Origin of the sequence: Amycolatopsis sp. DG1A-15b, from assembly GCF_030285645.1 — a bacterium.
In the GTDB taxonomy this organism is placed as follows: domain Bacteria; phylum Actinomycetota; class Actinomycetes; order Mycobacteriales; family Pseudonocardiaceae; genus Amycolatopsis.
Map to the genome: position 1 here is coordinate 2,270,126 of NZ_CP127296.1, position 16,537 is coordinate 2,286,662.

Below are 16,537 nucleotides of genomic sequence, written 5' to 3' on the forward strand. Positions count from 1 at the left end.
CCGGTCCGGGCGGGTGGGGGGAACCCGTCCGGACCGGCTCTGGCGACGGACCTCCACAGCCTGTCGTCGCCTGCAAGACGCGGGGGCCGCCCCGGTCGTTACACCGGCTGCAACCCGTTCCAGGACCAGCGCGGCACGGCGAGCCCGGCGGGTACCTCGCCGGGCGGGCCCGGGTAGGTCAGGACTTCGGCCACCGCCCACTCCATGTAGGACCGCAGGGCGGCGCGGAACTCCGGATCGGCGGGCAGCCCGGCGTCGTCGGCGGCCTGGACGAAGCAGGCCACGAACCGGCGCCCGAGGTCGCTCATGTCGCCGTTGCCGGCGTGCATCCGGAGCATCGCCGAGTGGTCGCTGCACTCCGCGGAGAACCGCGGCGGCCCGCCCATGACCTCGGCCCAGTACCAGGCCAGCCGGTCGACGTGCTGCGGGTGCTGCCCGGGGTGCGAGAACGGGTGGTTCAGCTCCGGGTCGGCCAGGCAGCGCTCGTGGTGGGCGGCGGCCAGCGCGCGGAACGCGGGTTCGCCGCCGGCGAATTCGTACAGCGTCGGACGCATCCGCCGAGCCTGGCACGCCGGGCCGCCGGAAGCCAGGACGTCAGCGCGCGCCGGCGGCCGCGCGTTCCGCGGCGGGGGAGAAGCCGCCGAGCGCGTCGACCGCCCGCCGGACGTCCTCGGTGACCAGGTCGTGGTTCAGCGCCGCGGCGGCGGCCGCGCCCTGGGCCGCGGCGACGATCACGGTCGCCCGCGCGTCGACGACGTTCCCGGCGGCCCACACGCCGGGCAGGCTGGTCTTCCCGGACGGGTCGACCTCGCCTTCGGCGTAGCCGAGGTCGCGCAGCAGCTGGTCGTGCGGGACGGTCCGGCTGCGCAGGAACAGTGCCGTCCGCGGCACGAACCGGGCCCCGAGCTCGACGCCGGTGAGGCGGCCGCGTTCGCGCCGGACAGCGGTCACCACGCCGTCGACGACGCGGACGCCGCGCGCGTCGAGCCGTTTCCGGTCCTCTTCGGACACTTCCGTGGTGTGCGCGAAGTACACGACGTCCGGCGACCACTGGCGGACGAGCAGCGCGTGCTCGACGCTTTCGGGCTGGGTGCCGAGGACACCGAGGGGCTGGTCGCGCACTTCGTAGCCGTGGCAGTAGGGGCAGGTCACCGCGTCGGTGCCCCAGCTTTCCCGCAGGCCCGGGACGTCCGGCAGGTCGTCGTGGATGCCGGTCGCGAACAGCACGCGCCGCGCGGTCAGCTGCCGGCCGCCGGCCAGGCGGGCGGCGAAGCCGTGGTCGAGGCGGGTCACGCGGTCTTCGAAAAGCTCCACGCCGTAGCCGCGCAGTTCTTCACGGCCGATCCGGAGCAGTTCGGACGGCGGCAGCCCGTCGCGGGAGAGGAAACCGTGCATGTGCTCCGCCGGCGCGTTGCGCGGGGCACCGGAGTCGACGACCGCGACGCGCCGCCGCGCCCGGCCGAGCATCAGGGCGGCGCTGAGTCCCGCGGCGCCGCCACCCACCACCAGTACGTCGAAGCTGTTGTTTTCGCTCATGCCGCCACGATGAACCCGTGGTGGCGGATCCGACAACTAATGTTGCCATTTCCGGGACGGGCGGGTTTCCTGGGAGCATGACGGACGCGATCACCCAGGCCCTGGCCGAGGTCGGCCCCCGGCTCAAGCGGGTCCGCACGCAGCGGCGGGTCACCCTGGCCGACCTGTCGGCGGCGACGGGCATTTCCAAGAGCACGCTGTCGCGGCTGGAGTCCGGCCAGCGCAAGCCGAGCCTGGAACTGCTGCTGCCGATCGCCCAGGCCCACCAGGTGCCGCTGGACGAACTGGTGGGCGCACCCGAGGTCGGCGACCCCCGGGTCCGCCTGACCGCACGCCGGATCCCGCGGCACAACGGCGCGACGATGACGGTGCTGCCGCTGACCCGGCAGCCGGGTGCGCCGCAGGCGTTCAAGATGATCCTGGAGCCGGAGACGGGCGAACCCGATCCCCAGGTCCACGAGGGGTACGAGTGGCTGTACGTGCTGTCGGGCCGGCTGCGCCTGATCCTGGCCGACCGCGACATGACGCTGGGCCCTGGCGAGGCGGCGGAGTTCGACACCCGCCTCCCGCACTGGTTCGGCGCGGTCGGCGGCCGCCCGGCGGAGATCCTCAGCCTGTTCGGCAAGCAGGGGGAGCGGCTGCACCTGCGGGCGAAGTCGCGTTAGCCCAGTTCGCGCTGCATCAGCAGGGTGTCGAGCCAGCGGTCGTGCTTGAAGCCGACGCGGCGCAGCACGCCCGCGTCGGTGAAGCCGGCCGCGCGGTGCAGGCTCCGCGACGCCGGGTTGCCGGAGTCGACGATGACCGCGATCGCCTGCCGGGCCCCGGCGTCTTCGCACCGCTTCAGCAGTTCGTCGAGCAGCCGCCGGCCGTGGCCCCGGCCGGCGGCCCGCGGCGCGAGGTAGATCGTCGTCTCCACCGAGTACCGGTACGCCGGCTTCGGGCGCCACGGCGCGGCCAGCGCGTAGCCGAGGACCTCGCCCGCCTCGGCGAGCACGAGGAAGGGCCACGCGCTTTCGCGGATCTTCGCGCGCCACTGCTCCGCGGTCGGCGGTGTGGTTTCGAACGTGACGACGGAATCGGTGACGTACGGCGCGAAGACGGCGGCAACGCCTTCGGCGTCGGCGGCCGTCGCTTCCGCTATAGTGGACATAGACGCTATTATAGAGGAATGATCGATCCGGTGTCACTCGGCCGCCACCTGCACGACCTGCGGGCGGCCCGCGGACTGGCGCTGAGTGCCCTGGCCGGGCAGGCGGGCGTCAGCGTCAGCATGCTGTCGGCCATCGAGCGCGGCGAGAAGACGCCGACGGTCGTGGTGCTGTCCCGGATCGCCGACGGTCTCGGGCTGTCCCTGTCCCGGCTGCTCGCCGACCTCGAAACCGGCCGCGTCATCGTCCGCCGCGCCGCGGAGCAGGACCACGTCACCGAACCGGGCGGCTGGCACCGCACAGTCCTGACGCCGGTCGTCCCGGGCGTCAACTTCGAGTGGATCCGCACCACCCTCCCGCCGGGCTGCGACGCGGGCGCTTTCCCGGCGTACGCCCCGGGTTCCCACGAGTTCGTCGCCGTCGAGTCGGGTGAGCTGCGCCTGGGTGTCGGCGAAGAGGAGTACGTCCTGGCGGCGGGTGATTCGGTGTACTTTCCCGCCGACGTCGGGCATTCCTACGCGAACCGTGCCGGAAAGCCGTGCGTGTACCACGTTGCGGCGTTGATCATGCGGTCCCGTTCGGCGGGATGAGCCCGAGCGACGAGATCAGCCGTGCGATCTCGTTGTGGTACAGCTTGGCCGGGTTGGTGATCTGGGCGCGCAGGTGGCCGAGCACCTCGAGGGAGACCAGCCCGTGCAGGTGGCCCCAGATCCGGAGGGCGAGCGCAACCGCGGCCGGTGGCAGTCCCGGGAACTCGGCCTGGACCTCTGGTAGCCGGGACCGGGTCGCCGTAGACGAGCCCCGACCGCGACGACCTGCTCCACGAAACCCTCGACGAGCGCCGGTTCACCGTCGGCTACCAGGACTGATTTCCCGGAAAAACGGGGTGACACGGCCGCAAAGGCCGTGTCACCCTTCCCGTCATGTTCCCCGTGTCCGATAGCGCAACGCTCGCAGGCCTGTCCCTGCCGAGCGCCCTGTCGGCACGGCTGACCGGCGCTCGAAGCTGACCCTTCCCCGATTTCCCCCGCCCTGGGCGCGAAACCGCCGGGGGAGGGTCGACGCGCTCCGCCCGGTTTCGCGCATTCTTCCTTCCAGCGCAGGGAAAACCCATGACCAAGCAACACTACGTGCGGACCAAGCCGCACCTGAACATCGGCACGATGGGGCACGTCGACCACGGCAAGACCACCCTCACCGCCGCCATCACCAAGGTGCTCGCCGAACAGGGCGGGGCCAGCTATGTCGCCTTCGACCGCATCGACCGCGCGCCCGAGGAGATCGAGCGCGGGATCACCATCAACATCGCGCACGTCGAGTACGAGACGCCGACGCGGCACTACGCGCACGTCGACATGCCGGGCCACGCCGACTACGTCAAGAACATGATCACCGGTGCGGCTCAGCTGGACGGCGCCGTGCTCGTGGTTTCGGCGCAGGACGGCGCGATGCCGCAGACCCGCGAGCACGTCGTCCTGGCGCGCCGGATCGGGGTCGAGCACCTCGTCGTGGCGCTCAACAAGGCCGACATCGCCGACGACGAGGAACTGCTCGACCTGGTCGAGCTCGAGGTGCGGGAGCTGCTGACCCGCTACGGGTTCGACGGCGACGCCGTGCCCGTGGTCCGGGTCTCCGGGCTGCGCGCGCTCGAGGGCGACCCGCGGTGGACGCAGCGGATCCTCGACCTCCTGGAGGCCGTCGACGCGCACGTGCCGATCCCGCCGCGGCGGCTCGACCTGCCGTTCCTCATGCCGATCGAGAACGTCCTCACCATCACCGGCCGCGGCACCGTCGTGACCGGTGCGGTGGAGCAGGGCACCCTCGACGTCGGCGACGCGGTCGAGGTGATCGGGCTCGGCCCGGCGGTGACCAGCGTGGCCACCGGGCTCGAGACCTTCGGCAAGCCGATGGACCGCGCCGAGGCCGGCGACAACGCCGCGGTGCTGCTGCGCGGGGTGAAGCGCGGCGAGGTCCGGCGCGGCCAGGTCGTCTGCCTGCCGGGCAGCGTCCGGCCGCACCGGCGGTTCCGCGCGGACGTCCACATCCTGTCGGCCGCCGAGGGTGGCAGGCGGACGCCGTTCGCGGCGAACTACCGGCCGCAGTTCCACTTCCGCACCAGCGATGTCGTCGGCGTGGTCGCCCTCGCCGAAGGCGTCACGGTCGTCCGCCCGGGCGATGCGGCGGAGCTGACCGTGGAGCTGGGGCAGCCGGTCGCGATGAGCCCGGGCCTCGGGTTCGCCATGCGGGAGGGCCGGCTGACGGTCGCCGCGGGCACCGTCCGCGAGGTGCTGGACTGAAGATCGGGCTCGTCCCCGCCCGCGGGCGGGGACGAGCTTGACTCATCCGATCAATTGCTCTTAGCTGAAGGCGCATCCCGATCCGCCGTCGGAAGCACCTTGGTGTGCTTTTGCCGTGGCGAGTTGAGGGAGTTGTCATGGGAAGACCGTTGAGCCGCCGCCGTGCCGTCACCTGGGGAGCGGCGGGTGCCGCGGGTGCTGCCCTGCCAGTGGTCGGATCTCCGCCGGCCGCGGCCGAGGAACTGTCGGGTCCGCCGGGGAGCTTCGTCGACGTCACGAAGTTCGGCGCGAAGGGCGACGGGCGCACCATCGACACCGCCGCGATCAACCGGGCGATCGACGCCGCCGCGACCCGCGGCGGCACCGTCTACTTCCCGGCCGGGACGTACGCGAGTTATTCGATCCACCTCAAGAGCAACATCGCGCTGTACCTGGGTGCCAACGCGACGATCCTCGCCGCCGCGCCGGCCGGCGGCCGGGGCTACGACCCCGCCGAACCGGGTGCGGGCAACCCCTACCAGGACTTCGGGCACAGCCACTGGCACAACAGCCTGATCTGGGGCGAGAACCTCGAGAACGTCACCATCGAGGGGCCCGGCCGGATCGACGGCAAGGGCCTGGTCGCCGGCGGCAGCGCGGAATCCGCGCCGCTCAACGGGAACAAGGCGATCGCGCTCAAGCTGTGCCGCAACGTCGCGATCCGCGACATCACCATCGTCAACGGCGGCCACTTCGGCATCCTCCCGACCGGCGTCGACAACTTCCGCATCGACGGCCTGGTGATCGACACCAACCGCGACGGCATCAACATCGACTGCTGCAAGAACGTCCGGATCGCCGGCACGACGGTGAACTCCCCGAACGACGACGCCATCGTGCTCAAGAGCACCTACGCGCTGAACCAGGTGCGCGACACCGAAAACGTCACCATCGACAACTGCTTCGTCAGCGGCTACGACCTCGGCACCCTCGTCGACGGGACGTTCAAGACCGCGGGGTACGGCCGCACGGGCCGCGTCAAGTTCGGCACCGAATCCAACGGTGGCTTCCGCAACATCGCGATCTCCAACGTCGTCTTCGAACACTGCCGCGGCCTGGCGCTGGAGACGGTCGACGGCGGGTGGCTGGAGGACGTCACGATCAGCAACCTGACGATGCGCAACGTCCAGATGCCGCTGTTCCTGCGGCTGGGCGCGCGGATGCGCGGGCCGGCCGGCATCCCGGTCGGGTTCCTGCGCCGGGTGAGCATCAGCGACGTCACGACGATCGACGCCGACCCGCGTTACCCGTCGTGCTTCGCCGGGATCCCCGGCCACCCGATCGAAGATGTCAAGCTGAGCAACATCCGCCACCACCTGGCCGGCGGCCTCACGCCGGGCGACGCCGTGCCGAACCCGCCGGAGCTGGAAACCGCCTACCCCGAGCCGTCGATGTTCGGCACCCTCCCGGCGTCCGGCTTCTTCGTCCGGCACGCCCGGGAAATCAGCTGGGACAACGTGGACGTGCGGTTCGGCAAGCCGGACACCCGCCCGGCCTACGTCCTGCGGGACGTGACCGACGCCGAAGTGCACCACTGCCGGGCGGACCAGGTGGTGGGCACGCCGACGTTCGTCCTCGACGACGTGACCGATTTCCGGGTGAGTGACGGCCGTCCGGTGCCGGAGGCCCGGGTGGCGCACGCGGATCACCAGGAACTGTGAGGAGTTCCGGCCGGGTCCTGGCGCCGCCGCGGGACCCGGCCGGTCAGCGGCCGCGCAGCTTGGGGCGGGCCAGGCCGACCGCGGACAGCACGATCAGGGCCACCGCGGCCACCGCCGCGATCACCGCCGGGACGGGCGCCCGGCCTTCGGTGCCGGTCAGGGTGAGGATGCTCGAGACGAGCAGAACCGCCCCCACGCCCAGGAACAGCCAGCACAGCGAAGCCGTGGCGGGGATGAAGTGCCAACGCCGGTCGGCCATCGAAACCTCCTCGATCGGGTGCTTCCCGGAATTTCCCCGATCGCGAGTCGATCAAACCGGCGGAAACCCGCCATGACCCCGGCCCGGCGAGCATGCTGTCGCAAAGCTGCCAGCTCCCGCGATCCGCCGCCGGTTCACTGGCCGCATGCACGCCTCACCACCGCGGTGGCCCGCCGTTTTCGCCGTCACCGTCGGGATCTTCGCCATCGTCACGCTCGAAATCCTGCCGATCGGGCTGCTGACGCCGATCGCGGCCGGGTTCGGCGTCTCGGCCGGGACCGCCGGCTGGACCATGACCGTGCCCGGCTTCGTCGCCGCCGTCGCCGCACCGGCGGTCACCGTCGCGGCCGGCCGGGTCGACCGGCGGCTGATGCTCAGCGGCCTCATGGTGCTGCTCGCGGCCGCCGGCTTCCTCACCGCCGCCGCGCCCGCGTTCGGGGTGCTGCTGGCCGGCCGGTTCCTCGTCGGCGTCGTCATCGGCGGCTTCTGGTCGATCGGCGCCGGCCTGGCGCCCCGGCTCGTCGGGACGGCGGCCGCCGCGCGGGCGACGTCGGTGATCTTCGCCGCCGTGCCCCTCGGTTCGGTGCTGGGAGTGCCGCTCGGCACCCTCGTCGGGCAGCTCGCGGGCTGGCGGACGGCGTTCGTCCTGCTGGGTGGCCTGAGCCTGGCGACGGCCGCCGCCCTCGTGCTCCTCGTGCCACCCCTGCCGCCGTCGGAGGTCACCCGGCCGGCCGTCTTGGGCGGACTGCTGCGGCGTCGCGATGTCCGAAGTGGACTACTGGTGACGTTTCTCGTGGTCCTCGCCCACTTCGGCACCTACACCTACCTCACGCCGCTGCTGCGGGACGTCGTCCGGCCGGCGGTGCTCAGCGGCTACCTGCTGGCCTACGGGGTGGCCGGGATCGCCGGCACCTTCCTGGCGGGCCGGCACGGAAAGGGCTTCGCGCTCGCGGCGACCGTCATCGCGCTGACGGTCTTCGCGCTGCCGCACACCGGGCCGATCGGCGCGCTCGTGACCCTCGTGGCGTGGGGCGTGGCCTACGGTGCGGTGCCGGTCTACTCCCAGGCCTGGTTCGCCCGCGCGGCGCCGGACGCACCCGAAGCCGCCACCGTCCTGTTCACCGCGTCCTTCCAGGCGACGATCTCCGCCGGCGCGCTGGCCGGTGGCTTCGTGGTCGACGCGGTGTCGATCCCGGCCGTGATGACCTGCGGGGGAGTGGCCGCGCTGCTGGCCGCGGCGGTGATTCGGGGCGTCCGCCGGGCGCCGGACCGGGCGTTCCGGTGAACGGAACGCCTGACTGTCGTCGGCCGGGGCCGCGGTGCGACGGTCGGGACATGGCTCCCGTGATGGCGGCGATCGTCGGCCCCGGCAACATCGGCACCGATTTGCTGGCGAAGCTGCGACGCAGTGAAGTGATCGAAGTCGGTTACGTGGTCGGCGTGGTCGAGTCGGACGGTCTCGAGCGCGCCCGCGCGCAGGGGATCGCGGCGTCCGCGGACGGCGTCGACTGGCTGCTGCGCCAGGATCCCTTGCCCCAGCTGGTGTTCGAAGCGACCTCGGCGAAGGCGCACGCCGCGAACGCCCCGCGGTACGCCGAGGCCGGCATCCAGGCGATCGACCTGACCCCGGCGCACCTCGGCCCGATGGTGTGCCCGCCGGTGAACCTCGGCGCGCACCTGGACGCGCCGAACGTCTCGATGATCACCTGCGGCGGCCAGGCCACGATCCCCATGGTGCACGCCGTTTCCCGGGTGACCGCGGTCCCGTACGCCGAGATCGTCGCCTCGGTCGCTTCGCGCGGAGCGGGCCCCGGGACGCGGGCGAACATCGACGAGTTCACGCGCACGACGTCGCAGGCGGTGGCCGAGATCGGCGGCGCCGGGCGCGGCAAGGCGATCATCATCCTCAACCCGGTCGAGCCGCCGATGATCATGCGGGACACGGTGTTCTGCGCGATCGGCATCGACGCCGACCGCGACGCGATCACCGCGTCGATCCACGAGATGGCCGACCAGGTCCGCCAGTACGTGCCGGGGTACACGCTGCGGGCGGACCCGCAGTTCGACGACGCGCGCGAGGAGTGGGACGGGCACGCGCGGGTCGGCATCTTCCTCGAGGTCCGCGGCAACGGCGACTACCTGCCCGAGTACGCCGGGAACCTGGACATCATGACCGCCGCGGCCGCCCGGGTGGGCGAGCTGATGGCCCGCGCGAAGCAGGAGGTGCCGGCATGACTCGCCCGGAACTGCGCCACGACGTCCGGATCGTCGACACGACGTTGCGCGACGGCAGTCACGCGATGGCCCACCGGTTCACCGAGCAGCAGGTCCGGGACACGGTCCGGGCGCTCGACCGCGCCGGTGTCGAGGTCATCGAGGTGACCCACGGCGACGGGCTCGGCGGTTCCTCGTTCACCTACGGCTTTTCCGCCGTCGACGAACTCGAGCTGATCGCCGCGGCCCGCGAGGAGGCGAAGCGGGCGAAGATCGCCGTGCTGCTCGTGCCCGGCATCGGCACGGCGGAGGACCTCCGGCGCGCCTTCGACGCGGGCGCGGAGATGGTGCGGGTGGCGACGCACTGCACCGAAGCCGACGTCTCGCCGCAGCACTTCGGCCTGGCGCGCGAACTCGGGATGGAGACGGCCGGCTTCCTGATGATGGCGCACCGGACGCCGCCGGAAGACCTCGCCAAGCAGGCCCGGATCATGGTGGACGCGGGCTGCCAGGCAGCGTACGTGACGGACTCGGCGGGCGCGCTGCTGATGCACGAGGCCCGCGCCCGCTTCGAAGCCCTGGTCGCCGAGGTGGGCGACACGGCGTGGGTCGGCTACCACGGGCACCAGAACCTCTCCCTCGGCGTCGCGAACTCGGTCCTGGCGTACGAAGCGGGCGTCCGGTACATCGACGGATCGCTGTGCGCGCTCGGCGCGGGCGCGGGCAACTCGCCGACGGAGGTCCTGGCGGCGGTGTTCGACCGCCTGGAGATCGACACCGGCCTCGACGTCGCCGCCCTGCTCGACGCGGCGGAGGAGGTGGTCCGCCCGTACCTGCACCGCTGGCCGAAGATGGACCGCAACGCGATCGTCCAAGGCTGGGCCGGGGTGTATTCGAGCTTCCTGCTGCACGCCGAGCGCGCGGCGGAACGCTACGGCGTGCCGGCGCAGGCGATCTTGCGCCGGTGCGGCGAGCTCGCGTTGGTGGGCGGGCAGGAGGACATGATCATCGACGTCGCGGTGCAACTGGCGGCGGAGGGGTAGGCAACCGGAGACCGGCTTCGCGCGTGGCGCGCTGCGGACGGGGCAGCAGCTGCACGAGCGACTGCTCGCTGAGCCGCTGCCGCCGGGTTGCTGGACCTGTCCGCCGCGCTGGTCGACTCCACGCACTTGCGTGTCCACAAAGGGGGACCACTCCGGGCCCAGCCGACCACGGCAAACACCGCAGCCTGGTCCGCGCCCGCGGCATAACCCCGGTCATTGCCCTCAACCGGCGAACCGGTCCAGCGCCGCGAGCTTCCACGCGCGTTTGACGTCGCTGGGGCCGTGCCCGGACCGGTCGTCGACGAGCAGTTCGGCGCCCGGCCACGCCTCGGCCAGCTCCCACGCCGTCGTGACCGGGCAGCTGAGGTCGAGCCGGCCGTGGATCAGCACGCCGGGGATGCCCGCGAGGCGCCCGGCGTCGCGGATCAGCGCGCCTTCCTCGAGCCAGCCGGCGTGGGCGTAGTAGTGCGTGGTGAGCCGGACGAACGCCAGCAGCGCGGCGTCCGGCGGTCCACTGTGGACCTCTCCCACGGCGCCCGGTTCGAGGGACAGGACCGTTTCTTCCCAGGCGTTCCACGCGAGGGCGGCGCGGTCCCGCCGGTCCGGGTCCGCCATCAGCCGGGCGTAGGCGCCGACGACGTCGTCGTCCCCGGCGACGTCGCGGAAGCGTTGCCACGCCTCGGGGAAGAAGCGGGCGGCGCCGCGGTACAGCCAGTCGATCTCCGATCGGCGCGTGGTGCTGATCGCGTTGACCACGATCTCCGTCACCCGGTGCGGGAAGCGCTCGGCGTACACCAGCGCGAGCGTCGTGCCCCACGAGCCACCCGTCACCAGCCAGCGTTCGATGCCGAGGTGCTCCCGCAGCCGTTCGAGGTCGGCGACGAGGTGGCTCGTGGTGTTGTGCCGCAGTGACGTCGCGGGGTCGGCCGCGTGCGGACGGCTCCGGCCGCAGCCGCGCTGGTCGAGCAGCACGACGCGGTACCGGGCCGGGTCGAACACCCGGCGCATGCCGGGCGAGCAGCCCTGGCCGGGGCCGCCGTGCAGCACGACCGCCGGTTTGCCGTCGGGGTTCCCGCAGGTCTCCCAGTACACGTGGTGCCCGTCGCCGACGTCGAGCAGCCCGTGGTCGTGGGGCTCGATGGGCGGGTGGAGTGCGATCACCCGCCCATCCTGCCCCGGTCCGTGCCTCAGACGGGTGCGCCGAACCACCTGCGCAGCGCTGCGTCGAGGCCGGCGGCCGAACCGTCCTCGCATGCCCAGGCGATGTGCCCGTCCGGCCGGACCAGCACGCCCGTCAGCGCCGGCTCGCTGTCGCACTTCGCGGTCAGCACGCCGACCCGCCCGGCCCAGCCGCTCGCCGTCTCGCGCAGGCCGGGGTCGTCGCCGAGGTCGAGCAGGAGGGCCTTGCCGTCGTGGAGGCGCTCGCCGAGCCGGGTGCCGTCGGCGAAGGCGAAGTCGGGCGCGGCGCGGCCGGTGAGGTCGTGCTCGCCGTCGATCGCGTAGCGGTGCAGGACGCCGGAGAGCTTCTTGGCGAGGTAGGTCGCGCCGTCGCCGGTGAAGAGCAGATCGGTGACGACCTGGCGCAGCGCCTTGGTCCGCACGTCGCTGCGCATCAGCGCGACCTGCGCCCGGGTCCACTCGAGGACCCATTCGCCGATCGGGTGCCGCTCGGACGTGTAGGTGTCGAGCAGGCCCTCGGGGGCCCAGCCGTGGATGGTGGCGGCGAGCTTCCAGCCGAGGTTGACCGCGTCGCCGATGCCGAGGTTGAGGCCCTGCCCGCCGAAGGGGGAGTGCACGTGTGCCGCGTCCCCGGCCAGCAGCACGCGGCCCTGGCGGTAGGTGGTCGCCTGGCGCGCGTTGTCGGTGAAGCGGGTCGCGCTGTGGACCTTCGTCACCCGGATGTCCGCACCCGAGACGCGCCGGAAGCTGTCCTCGAGTTCCTGCGCGGTGATCGGCGCGTCCCGGTCCGGGGGCGGCCCGTCGAACTCGACGGTGAGCATCCGCCCGGGCGTCGGCCCGTGGACGTAGAGCCCGCCGGTGCCGTGCTGCCACCCCGCGGGCAACGCGTCGGCACCGGTGAGTTCGGCCATCGCCTGCCGTCCGGTGATGGCGGGATCGGTCCCGGGGAACTCGAAGCCGGCCTGCTTGCGCACGAAGCTGCGGCCACCGTCGGCTCCGACGAGCCAGCCGGTGCGCACGGGTCCGCCGTCGGAAAGGTGCACGGTGACGCCGTCGTCGCCGGCGTCGAACCCGGTGACCTCGACACCCCGCCGGATCTCGACCCCCAGTTCGGCGGCACGCGCGGCGAGGATCGCCTCGACGGCCTGCTGCTGGATCACGACCACCCGGGCGGCGGGCCCGACGTCCCGGAAGGCGGGGTCGTCGAAGTCGACCCCGCCCGAGGTGACCATGATCCCGGCGAAGTGCCCCACCGGAACGGCCTTCGGCCCACCTCCGCCGCGTGATTCGAGGAACTTCTGGATCTGCGCGAAGTTCTGCTGCACGACTTCGTCCATGGCGGGCAGCAGCCCCCGCCGGTAGAAGGCTTCGGCCGTGGTCAGGTTGACCGACCCGGCCTTGATCGTCTGGTCCGGCTCGGGCAGCCGTTCGACGACGAGCACGTCCACGCCCGCCAGCCGCAGTTCACACGCCAGCATCAAGCCGACCGGTCCGCCCCCGGAGATCACCACATCCCTGTTCATGGTTCCGATGATGCCGGGAAACTTTTACCGAGTCAAACTTTGATCCCGGTCTATACTTGGGGCATGCCGGATCCGGGACTGCGCGAGCGGAAGAAGCAGGCCACCCGCCTGCTGATCTCCAACGTGGCCACAGGCTTGTTCGTCGAGCGCGGATTCGAGGAGGTGACCGTGGCCGAGATCGCCGAGGCGGCGGGCGTCTCGAAGATGACGGTGTTCAACTACTTCCCGCGCAAGGAAGATCTGTTCCTCGACCGCCACGCGGACCGCCTGGCGGAGCTGACCTCGGTGGTGCGGTCCCGGCCGGCGGGGGTGTCGCCTTGTGAAGCTCTGCGGCGTCACCAGCACGAGCTGCTTTCCACGGGGCACCCGCTCTCGGGCGCGATCGCCGGTGGCCCGGGGTTCTGGTGGGTGCTGACGTCGAGCCCGGCGCTGATGGCGCGGTGGTACGAGCAGGAGCGCGAGATCGCGGACGCGTTCGCTTCGGTGCTCGTCGCGGAGACGGGTGATGCCTTCCGGTCCCGGATGGTGGCGGGCTTGTTGACGACGGCGATCACGACGGTGTTCGCGCACGCGATGGGCCGGATCGTGGCGGGCGACGACGCGGAACTGGTCCGGCGGGAGCAGGTGGCGGTGGTCGACCAGGCCTTCGACCTGGTGGAACGCGGAGTGGGTGCGTTCCCGGAGCCGGCGGACTGACGTCGGCGCGCAAGTGCCGGATGGTCGGCGGGTGCGCGACGAAGCGGCCGCCGGCGTGCCGGTCCCCGGCTAATTCAGCGGCGGTCGGCGCTCGGCCCACGGCCGGGCCCGTTCGAGCTGGCCCGCCAGCCGCAACAGCGTGTCGTCGGCGCCGAGCCGGCCGACGAACTGGCTGCCGATCGGGAGCCCGTCCGCGGTCCAGTGCAGGGGGACGCTCATCGCGGGGCGGCCGGTGAGGTTGGCCAGCTGCGTGTAGGGCACCCAGCCGAGGTTGTCGGAAATCATCCGCTCCACCACCGGCGTGTGCCGCAGCAACCCGGCCGCCCCGGCGGCGAGCAGGGCCCGCTGCGCCGCGCGCAGCGGCGCCGGGGCGGTGAATGCGCCGATCCGCGGCGGCGGTGTGGCCGTCGTCGGGGTCAGCAGGAGGTCGTAGGACTCGTGGAACCCGGCGAGCCGCCGGGTGTGCTCGTGGCGCCGTTCGATGGCGCGCACCAGGTCGACCGAGCTGGTGGCCCGGCCCAGCGCGGCCATGGTGCGAGTGTCGAGTTCGAAGGCCGCGTCACCGGCTCCGCTCACCGCCCGGCATTCGGCCATGGCGTGCGCGCAGCTGACGAACCAGCTGGTCAGGAAGTCGCGGGCCAGTGCGGCGTCGTCGAACGGCTGCGTGGCCAGCTCCACCACGTCGTGCCCGAGTTCGTCGAGCAGATCACCGGCGGCACGCGCGGCGGCGACGGCTTCCGGGTGCGGGGCCGGGTTGATGGCGCTGGCGGTGCACAGCGCGACGCGCAGCCGGCCCGGGTCGCGCCCGGCCTCGTCCGCGAAGGGCGTCCGCGGACCGGCGGCGAGGTAGGGCGAGAGCGGTGTCGGGCCGGCGAGGAGGTCGAGCATGGCCGCGGTGTCGCGGACGGAGCGGGAGATCACGCCGTCGGTGGCGGTGCCGCCGAGTCCTTCGGCGCGGGACGGCCCGGCCGGGATCAGTCCGCGTGAAGGCTTGAGCCCGAACAGCCCGCACGCCGACGCCGGGATCCGGATGGAGCCACCCCCGTCACTGGCACCCGCGCAGGGCACGATCCCGGCGGCGACCGCGGCGGCCGCGCCACCGGAGGACCCACCCGGTGTGTGGCCGGTGTTCCAGGGGTTGCGGGCGGCGCCGAACAGGTCCGGTTCGGTGATGCCCTTGGCCCCGAATTCGGGGGTGTTGGTCTTGCCGAAGACGACCAGCCCGGCATCGAGCCAGCGCTGGACCACGGTGCTGGTCTCGGCGGCGGGCACCGCCGCCATCGACCGCGAGCCGGCGCTGGTGGGCGTCCCGGCCAGGTCCTGGTGGAGGTCCTTGATCAGGAACGGAACGCCGGCGAAGGGCCCGTCCGACGCGCCGGCGGGCGGGTCCACCTCGCGCACGACGGCGTTGAGCCGCGGGTTGACCTGCGCCAGCCGGTCCTGAGCCGCCTCGAGCAGCTCCGCCGGGGTGACCTGGCCTTCGCGGACCAGGGCGGCCAGGCTCACGGCGTCGTGGTTCGGGTAGTCGTCCATGGGGTGATCCTGCCGCACGCCGCGGAGTTTCCGGTCCGACCGGCCGGGGCGGTGCGCTTCCCTTACCACGGCGGCCGGTCTGCGCTACCGTCGTGGGATCGCAGACACCGGGGGGAATCATGCGTCGATTGGTCTTGTCCGCCGCTTGCGCCGTGCTCGTGTTCACCGGCAGCGGCACCGGTGTCGCCGCCGCGGCGGCGGACCCACGGCAGACCGCGCTGGACACGGCCGTGCAGGCCGGGAACGTCGGGATGGTCGCGATCGCGGCCGATCCGGCCGGCCGGTGGCGGGGGCGCGCCGGGGTCGCCGACGTCGTCACCGGGGCCAAGCCCGACACCGGCGGGCGGTTCCGCATCGGCAGCGTCTCCAAGACGTTCACCGCGGCACTCGTGCTGAAACTGGCCGCGAAGGGCCGGCTGGGACTGGACGAGCCGATCGCGAAGTACCTGCCCGGCCTGCTGCCCTACCCCGAGCCGATCACCGTCCGCCAGCTGCTGCAGCACACCAGCGGCCTGCCCCGGGACCTGGCGCCGCAGTACACCTGGACGACGGCGGAGGAGCTGGACACCGAACGTTTCGTGCACTTCGGCGAGGTGGAGGCGATCCACGACAGCACCGTGCAGCCGCTGCTGTTCCCGCCCGGCACGAGCTGGTCGTACTCCAACACCGGCTACAACGTGCTGGCCCTGCTGGTGGAGAAGCTCACCGGCCGGCGGTTCGAGCAGGTGCTCGCCGACTGGATCACCGGGCCGCTGCACCTGGCCGACACGTTCCTGCCCCGCGACTTCCCGCTGGTGCCGCACCCGGCCATCCGCGGCTACGAGCAGCTCTACCCCGCGCCGCACGGGCTGACGGACGTCACCGTCTACAACCTCAGCCGCTACTTCGGCGCCGGAAACGTCATTTCGAGCGCCACCGACCTGAACCGCTTCTTCCACGCGCTGTTCGACGGCGAACTGCTGCCGGCCGACCTGCTCGCGCAGATGAAGACCACGGTCCCGTGGCCGGGTCAGGGCGGCCTGCTCAGCTACGGGCTGGGGCTGATGCGCCTCTCCCTGGCCGGGATCTGCGGTCCCGGCGCACCCGATGTCTGGGGGCACGGCGGGGACGTGCCGGGGTACAGCACGTGGAGCATGAGCGAAGAGACCGCCACCCGCCAGATCACCGTCGCGTCCAGCCCGGACCTGACCGCTTCACCCGCCGCGGCGTCCGGCCGGATCCTGGCGATGGTGACGGAGTTCTGCAGCCCGGCTCTCCCCGGAGCCCAGGCCCACGCCGCCCAGCTCCAGGCCGCGGTGCGCTGACTGGCGGTGATGTCCGGGAAGGTCGGTCAGCCGGGTGATGAGTGGTTCGTAGCGGTTCACCGGTAACCCGGTCGATCCGGCCACGCCTTCGGCGCGGTGGCGGTC

The 16,537-nt window shown here is 72.4% G+C and carries 17 protein-coding genes; 9 read left to right on the forward strand and 8 right to left on the reverse strand.

Annotated elements, in window-relative coordinates; all coding sequences use genetic code 11:
* Nucleotides 1–98: 98 nt before the first annotated feature.
* Together QRY02_RS10325 and QRY02_RS10330 are read right to left on the reverse strand one after the other, a co-directional pair.
* The gene (locus tag QRY02_RS10325) at nucleotides 99–554 is read right to left on the reverse strand and encodes a group II truncated hemoglobin (protein WP_285991287.1); all 456 of its coding nucleotides are present in this window, start codon (nucleotides 552–554) and stop codon (nucleotides 99–101) included.
* A gap of 40 nt (nucleotides 555–594) precedes the next feature.
* Complete coding sequence (locus tag QRY02_RS10330; RefSeq protein WP_285991288.1) at nucleotides 595–1,536, reverse strand: NAD(P)/FAD-dependent oxidoreductase; 942 nt, start codon at nucleotides 1,534–1,536, stop codon at nucleotides 595–597.
* A 77-nt stretch (nucleotides 1,537–1,613) separates the two neighbouring features.
* On the opposite strand from QRY02_RS10330, the gene QRY02_RS10335 reads away from it, so the two are divergent.
* Nucleotides 1,614–2,201 carry a helix-turn-helix domain-containing protein gene (locus QRY02_RS10335; protein WP_191306572.1) on the forward strand — a complete coding sequence of 196 codons (588 nt, stop codon included), beginning with the start codon at nucleotides 1,614–1,616 and terminating at the stop codon, nucleotides 2,199–2,201.
* Here QRY02_RS10335 and QRY02_RS10340 read toward each other — a convergent pair.
* Nucleotides 2,198–2,686 (reverse strand): GNAT family N-acetyltransferase, encoded by a 489-nt coding sequence (locus QRY02_RS10340; protein WP_285991289.1) that lies wholly within the window; start codon nucleotides 2,684–2,686, stop codon nucleotides 2,198–2,200. The genes QRY02_RS10335 and QRY02_RS10340 overlap by 4 nt on opposite strands.
* Before the next feature lie 18 nt (nucleotides 2,687–2,704).
* On the opposite strand from QRY02_RS10340, the gene QRY02_RS10345 reads away from it, so the two are divergent.
* Nucleotides 2,705–3,274 carry a helix-turn-helix domain-containing protein gene (locus tag QRY02_RS10345; protein ID WP_285991290.1) on the forward strand — a complete coding sequence of 190 codons (570 nt, stop codon included), beginning with the start codon at nucleotides 2,705–2,707 and terminating at the stop codon, nucleotides 3,272–3,274.
* On the opposite strand, the gene QRY02_RS10350 is transcribed toward QRY02_RS10345, so the two are convergent.
* Nucleotides 3,249–3,428, reverse strand: a complete 180-nt coding sequence (locus tag QRY02_RS10350) for a TetR-like C-terminal domain-containing protein (protein ID WP_285993810.1) — start codon at nucleotides 3,426–3,428, stop codon at nucleotides 3,249–3,251. The two genes, QRY02_RS10345 and QRY02_RS10350, sit on opposite strands and share 26 nt — an antisense overlap.
* 368 nt (nucleotides 3,429–3,796) lie before the next feature.
* Here QRY02_RS10350 and tuf point away from each other — a divergent pair, with 368 nt between their 5' ends.
* Together tuf and QRY02_RS10360 are read left to right on the forward strand one after the other, a co-directional pair.
* A complete protein-coding gene (tuf, locus tag QRY02_RS10355; RefSeq protein WP_285991291.1) occupies nucleotides 3,797–4,981 on the forward strand; it encodes an elongation factor Tu in 1,185 nt (394 codons plus the stop codon).
* A 209-nt stretch (nucleotides 4,982–5,190) separates the two neighbouring features.
* Nucleotides 5,191–6,681, forward strand: coding sequence for a rhamnogalacturonidase (locus QRY02_RS10360; protein WP_353069529.1), 1,491 nt, complete (start codon nucleotides 5,191–5,193; stop codon nucleotides 6,679–6,681).
* Nucleotides 6,682–6,724: 43 nt separating this feature from the next.
* Here the strand turns inward: QRY02_RS10360 and QRY02_RS10365 are convergent, their stop codons facing one another.
* On the reverse strand, nucleotides 6,725–6,940 hold the full coding sequence (locus tag QRY02_RS10365) for a hypothetical protein (protein ID WP_285991293.1): 216 nt from the start codon (nucleotides 6,938–6,940) through the stop codon (nucleotides 6,725–6,727).
* Nucleotides 6,941–7,085: 145 nt separating this feature from the next.
* Between QRY02_RS10365 and QRY02_RS10370 the strand changes: the two genes are divergently transcribed.
* From QRY02_RS10370 to dmpG, 3 genes are read left to right on the forward strand one after another with little or no spacing between them, the layout of a single operon-like run.
* Entirely contained in the window at nucleotides 7,086–8,225 is a 1,140-nt protein-coding gene (locus QRY02_RS10370) for an MFS transporter (RefSeq protein ID WP_285991294.1), read from the forward strand.
* Nucleotides 8,226–8,275: 50 nt separating this feature from the next.
* Nucleotides 8,276–9,175, forward strand: coding sequence for an acetaldehyde dehydrogenase (acetylating) (locus QRY02_RS10375; RefSeq protein WP_285991295.1), 900 nt, complete (start codon nucleotides 8,276–8,278; stop codon nucleotides 9,173–9,175).
* Entirely contained in the window at nucleotides 9,172–10,197 is a 1,026-nt protein-coding gene (gene dmpG / locus QRY02_RS10380; protein ID WP_285991296.1) for a 4-hydroxy-2-oxovalerate aldolase, read from the forward strand. The genes QRY02_RS10375 and dmpG overlap by 4 nt, the downstream gene beginning before the upstream one ends.
* Before the next feature lie 222 nt (nucleotides 10,198–10,419).
* Here dmpG and pip read toward each other — a convergent pair whose 3' ends face one another.
* Nucleotides 10,420–11,358, reverse strand: coding sequence for a prolyl aminopeptidase (gene pip / locus QRY02_RS10385; protein WP_285991297.1), 939 nt, complete (start codon nucleotides 11,356–11,358; stop codon nucleotides 10,420–10,422).
* A 26-nt stretch (nucleotides 11,359–11,384) separates the two neighbouring features.
* A complete protein-coding gene (locus QRY02_RS10390) occupies nucleotides 11,385–12,899 on the reverse strand; it encodes an FAD-dependent monooxygenase (protein WP_285991298.1) in 1,515 nt (504 codons plus the stop codon).
* A 63-nt stretch (nucleotides 12,900–12,962) separates the two neighbouring features.
* Here QRY02_RS10390 and QRY02_RS10395 point away from each other — a divergent pair, with 63 nt between their 5' ends.
* Nucleotides 12,963–13,595: a TetR/AcrR family transcriptional regulator gene (locus tag QRY02_RS10395; protein WP_285991299.1), complete on the forward strand. Its 633-nt coding sequence runs from the start codon at nucleotides 12,963–12,965 to the stop codon at nucleotides 13,593–13,595.
* A gap of 69 nt (nucleotides 13,596–13,664) precedes the next feature.
* Here QRY02_RS10395 and QRY02_RS10400 read toward each other — a convergent pair whose 3' ends face one another.
* On the reverse strand, nucleotides 13,665–15,128 hold the full coding sequence (locus QRY02_RS10400) for an amidase (protein WP_285991300.1): 1,464 nt from the start codon (nucleotides 15,126–15,128) through the stop codon (nucleotides 13,665–13,667).
* Between the two features lie 119 nt (nucleotides 15,129–15,247).
* Between QRY02_RS10400 and QRY02_RS10405 the strand changes: the two genes are divergently transcribed.
* On the forward strand, nucleotides 15,248–16,432 hold the full coding sequence (locus QRY02_RS10405; RefSeq protein WP_285991301.1) for a serine hydrolase domain-containing protein: 1,185 nt from the start codon (nucleotides 15,248–15,250) through the stop codon (nucleotides 16,430–16,432).
* Nucleotides 16,433–16,537: the final 105 nt, after the last annotated feature.

Excerpts from the sequence above, each read along its gene's own strand:
- QRY02_RS10365 (WP_285991293.1), bottom strand. The coding sequence starts at position 6,940 with ATGGCCGACCGGCGTTGGCACTTCATCCCCGCCACGGCTTCGCTGTGC.
- dmpG (WP_285991296.1), top strand. The coding sequence starts at position 9,172 with ATGACTCGCCCGGAACTGCGCCACGACGTCCGGATCGTCGACACGACG.
- QRY02_RS10375 (WP_285991295.1), top strand. The coding sequence starts at position 8,276 with ATGGCTCCCGTGATGGCGGCGATCGTCGGCCCCGGCAACATCGGCACC.
- QRY02_RS10335 (WP_191306572.1), top strand. The coding sequence starts at position 1,614 with ATGACGGACGCGATCACCCAGGCCCTGGCCGAGGTCGGCCCCCGGCTC.
- QRY02_RS10325 (WP_285991287.1), bottom strand. The coding sequence starts at position 554 with ATGCGTCCGACGCTGTACGAATTCGCCGGCGGCGAACCCGCGTTCCGC.
- QRY02_RS10390 (WP_285991298.1), bottom strand. The coding sequence starts at position 12,899 with ATGAACAGGGATGTGGTGATCTCCGGGGGCGGACCGGTCGGCTTGATG.
- QRY02_RS10345 (WP_285991290.1), top strand. The coding sequence starts at position 2,705 with ATGATCGATCCGGTGTCACTCGGCCGCCACCTGCACGACCTGCGGGCG.
- QRY02_RS10330 (WP_285991288.1), bottom strand. The coding sequence starts at position 1,536 with ATGAGCGAAAACAACAGCTTCGACGTACTGGTGGTGGGTGGCGGCGCC.
- QRY02_RS10395 (WP_285991299.1), top strand. The coding sequence starts at position 12,963 with ATGCCGGATCCGGGACTGCGCGAGCGGAAGAAGCAGGCCACCCGCCTG.
- QRY02_RS10340 (WP_285991289.1), bottom strand. The coding sequence starts at position 2,686 with ATGTCCACTATAGCGGAAGCGACGGCCGCCGACGCCGAAGGCGTTGCC.
- tuf (WP_285991291.1), top strand. The coding sequence starts at position 3,797 with ATGACCAAGCAACACTACGTGCGGACCAAGCCGCACCTGAACATCGGC.
- QRY02_RS10400 (WP_285991300.1), bottom strand. The coding sequence starts at position 15,128 with ATGGACGACTACCCGAACCACGACGCCGTGAGCCTGGCCGCCCTGGTC.
- QRY02_RS10370 (WP_285991294.1), top strand. The coding sequence starts at position 7,086 with ATGCACGCCTCACCACCGCGGTGGCCCGCCGTTTTCGCCGTCACCGTC.
- QRY02_RS10405 (WP_285991301.1), top strand. The coding sequence starts at position 15,248 with ATGCGTCGATTGGTCTTGTCCGCCGCTTGCGCCGTGCTCGTGTTCACC.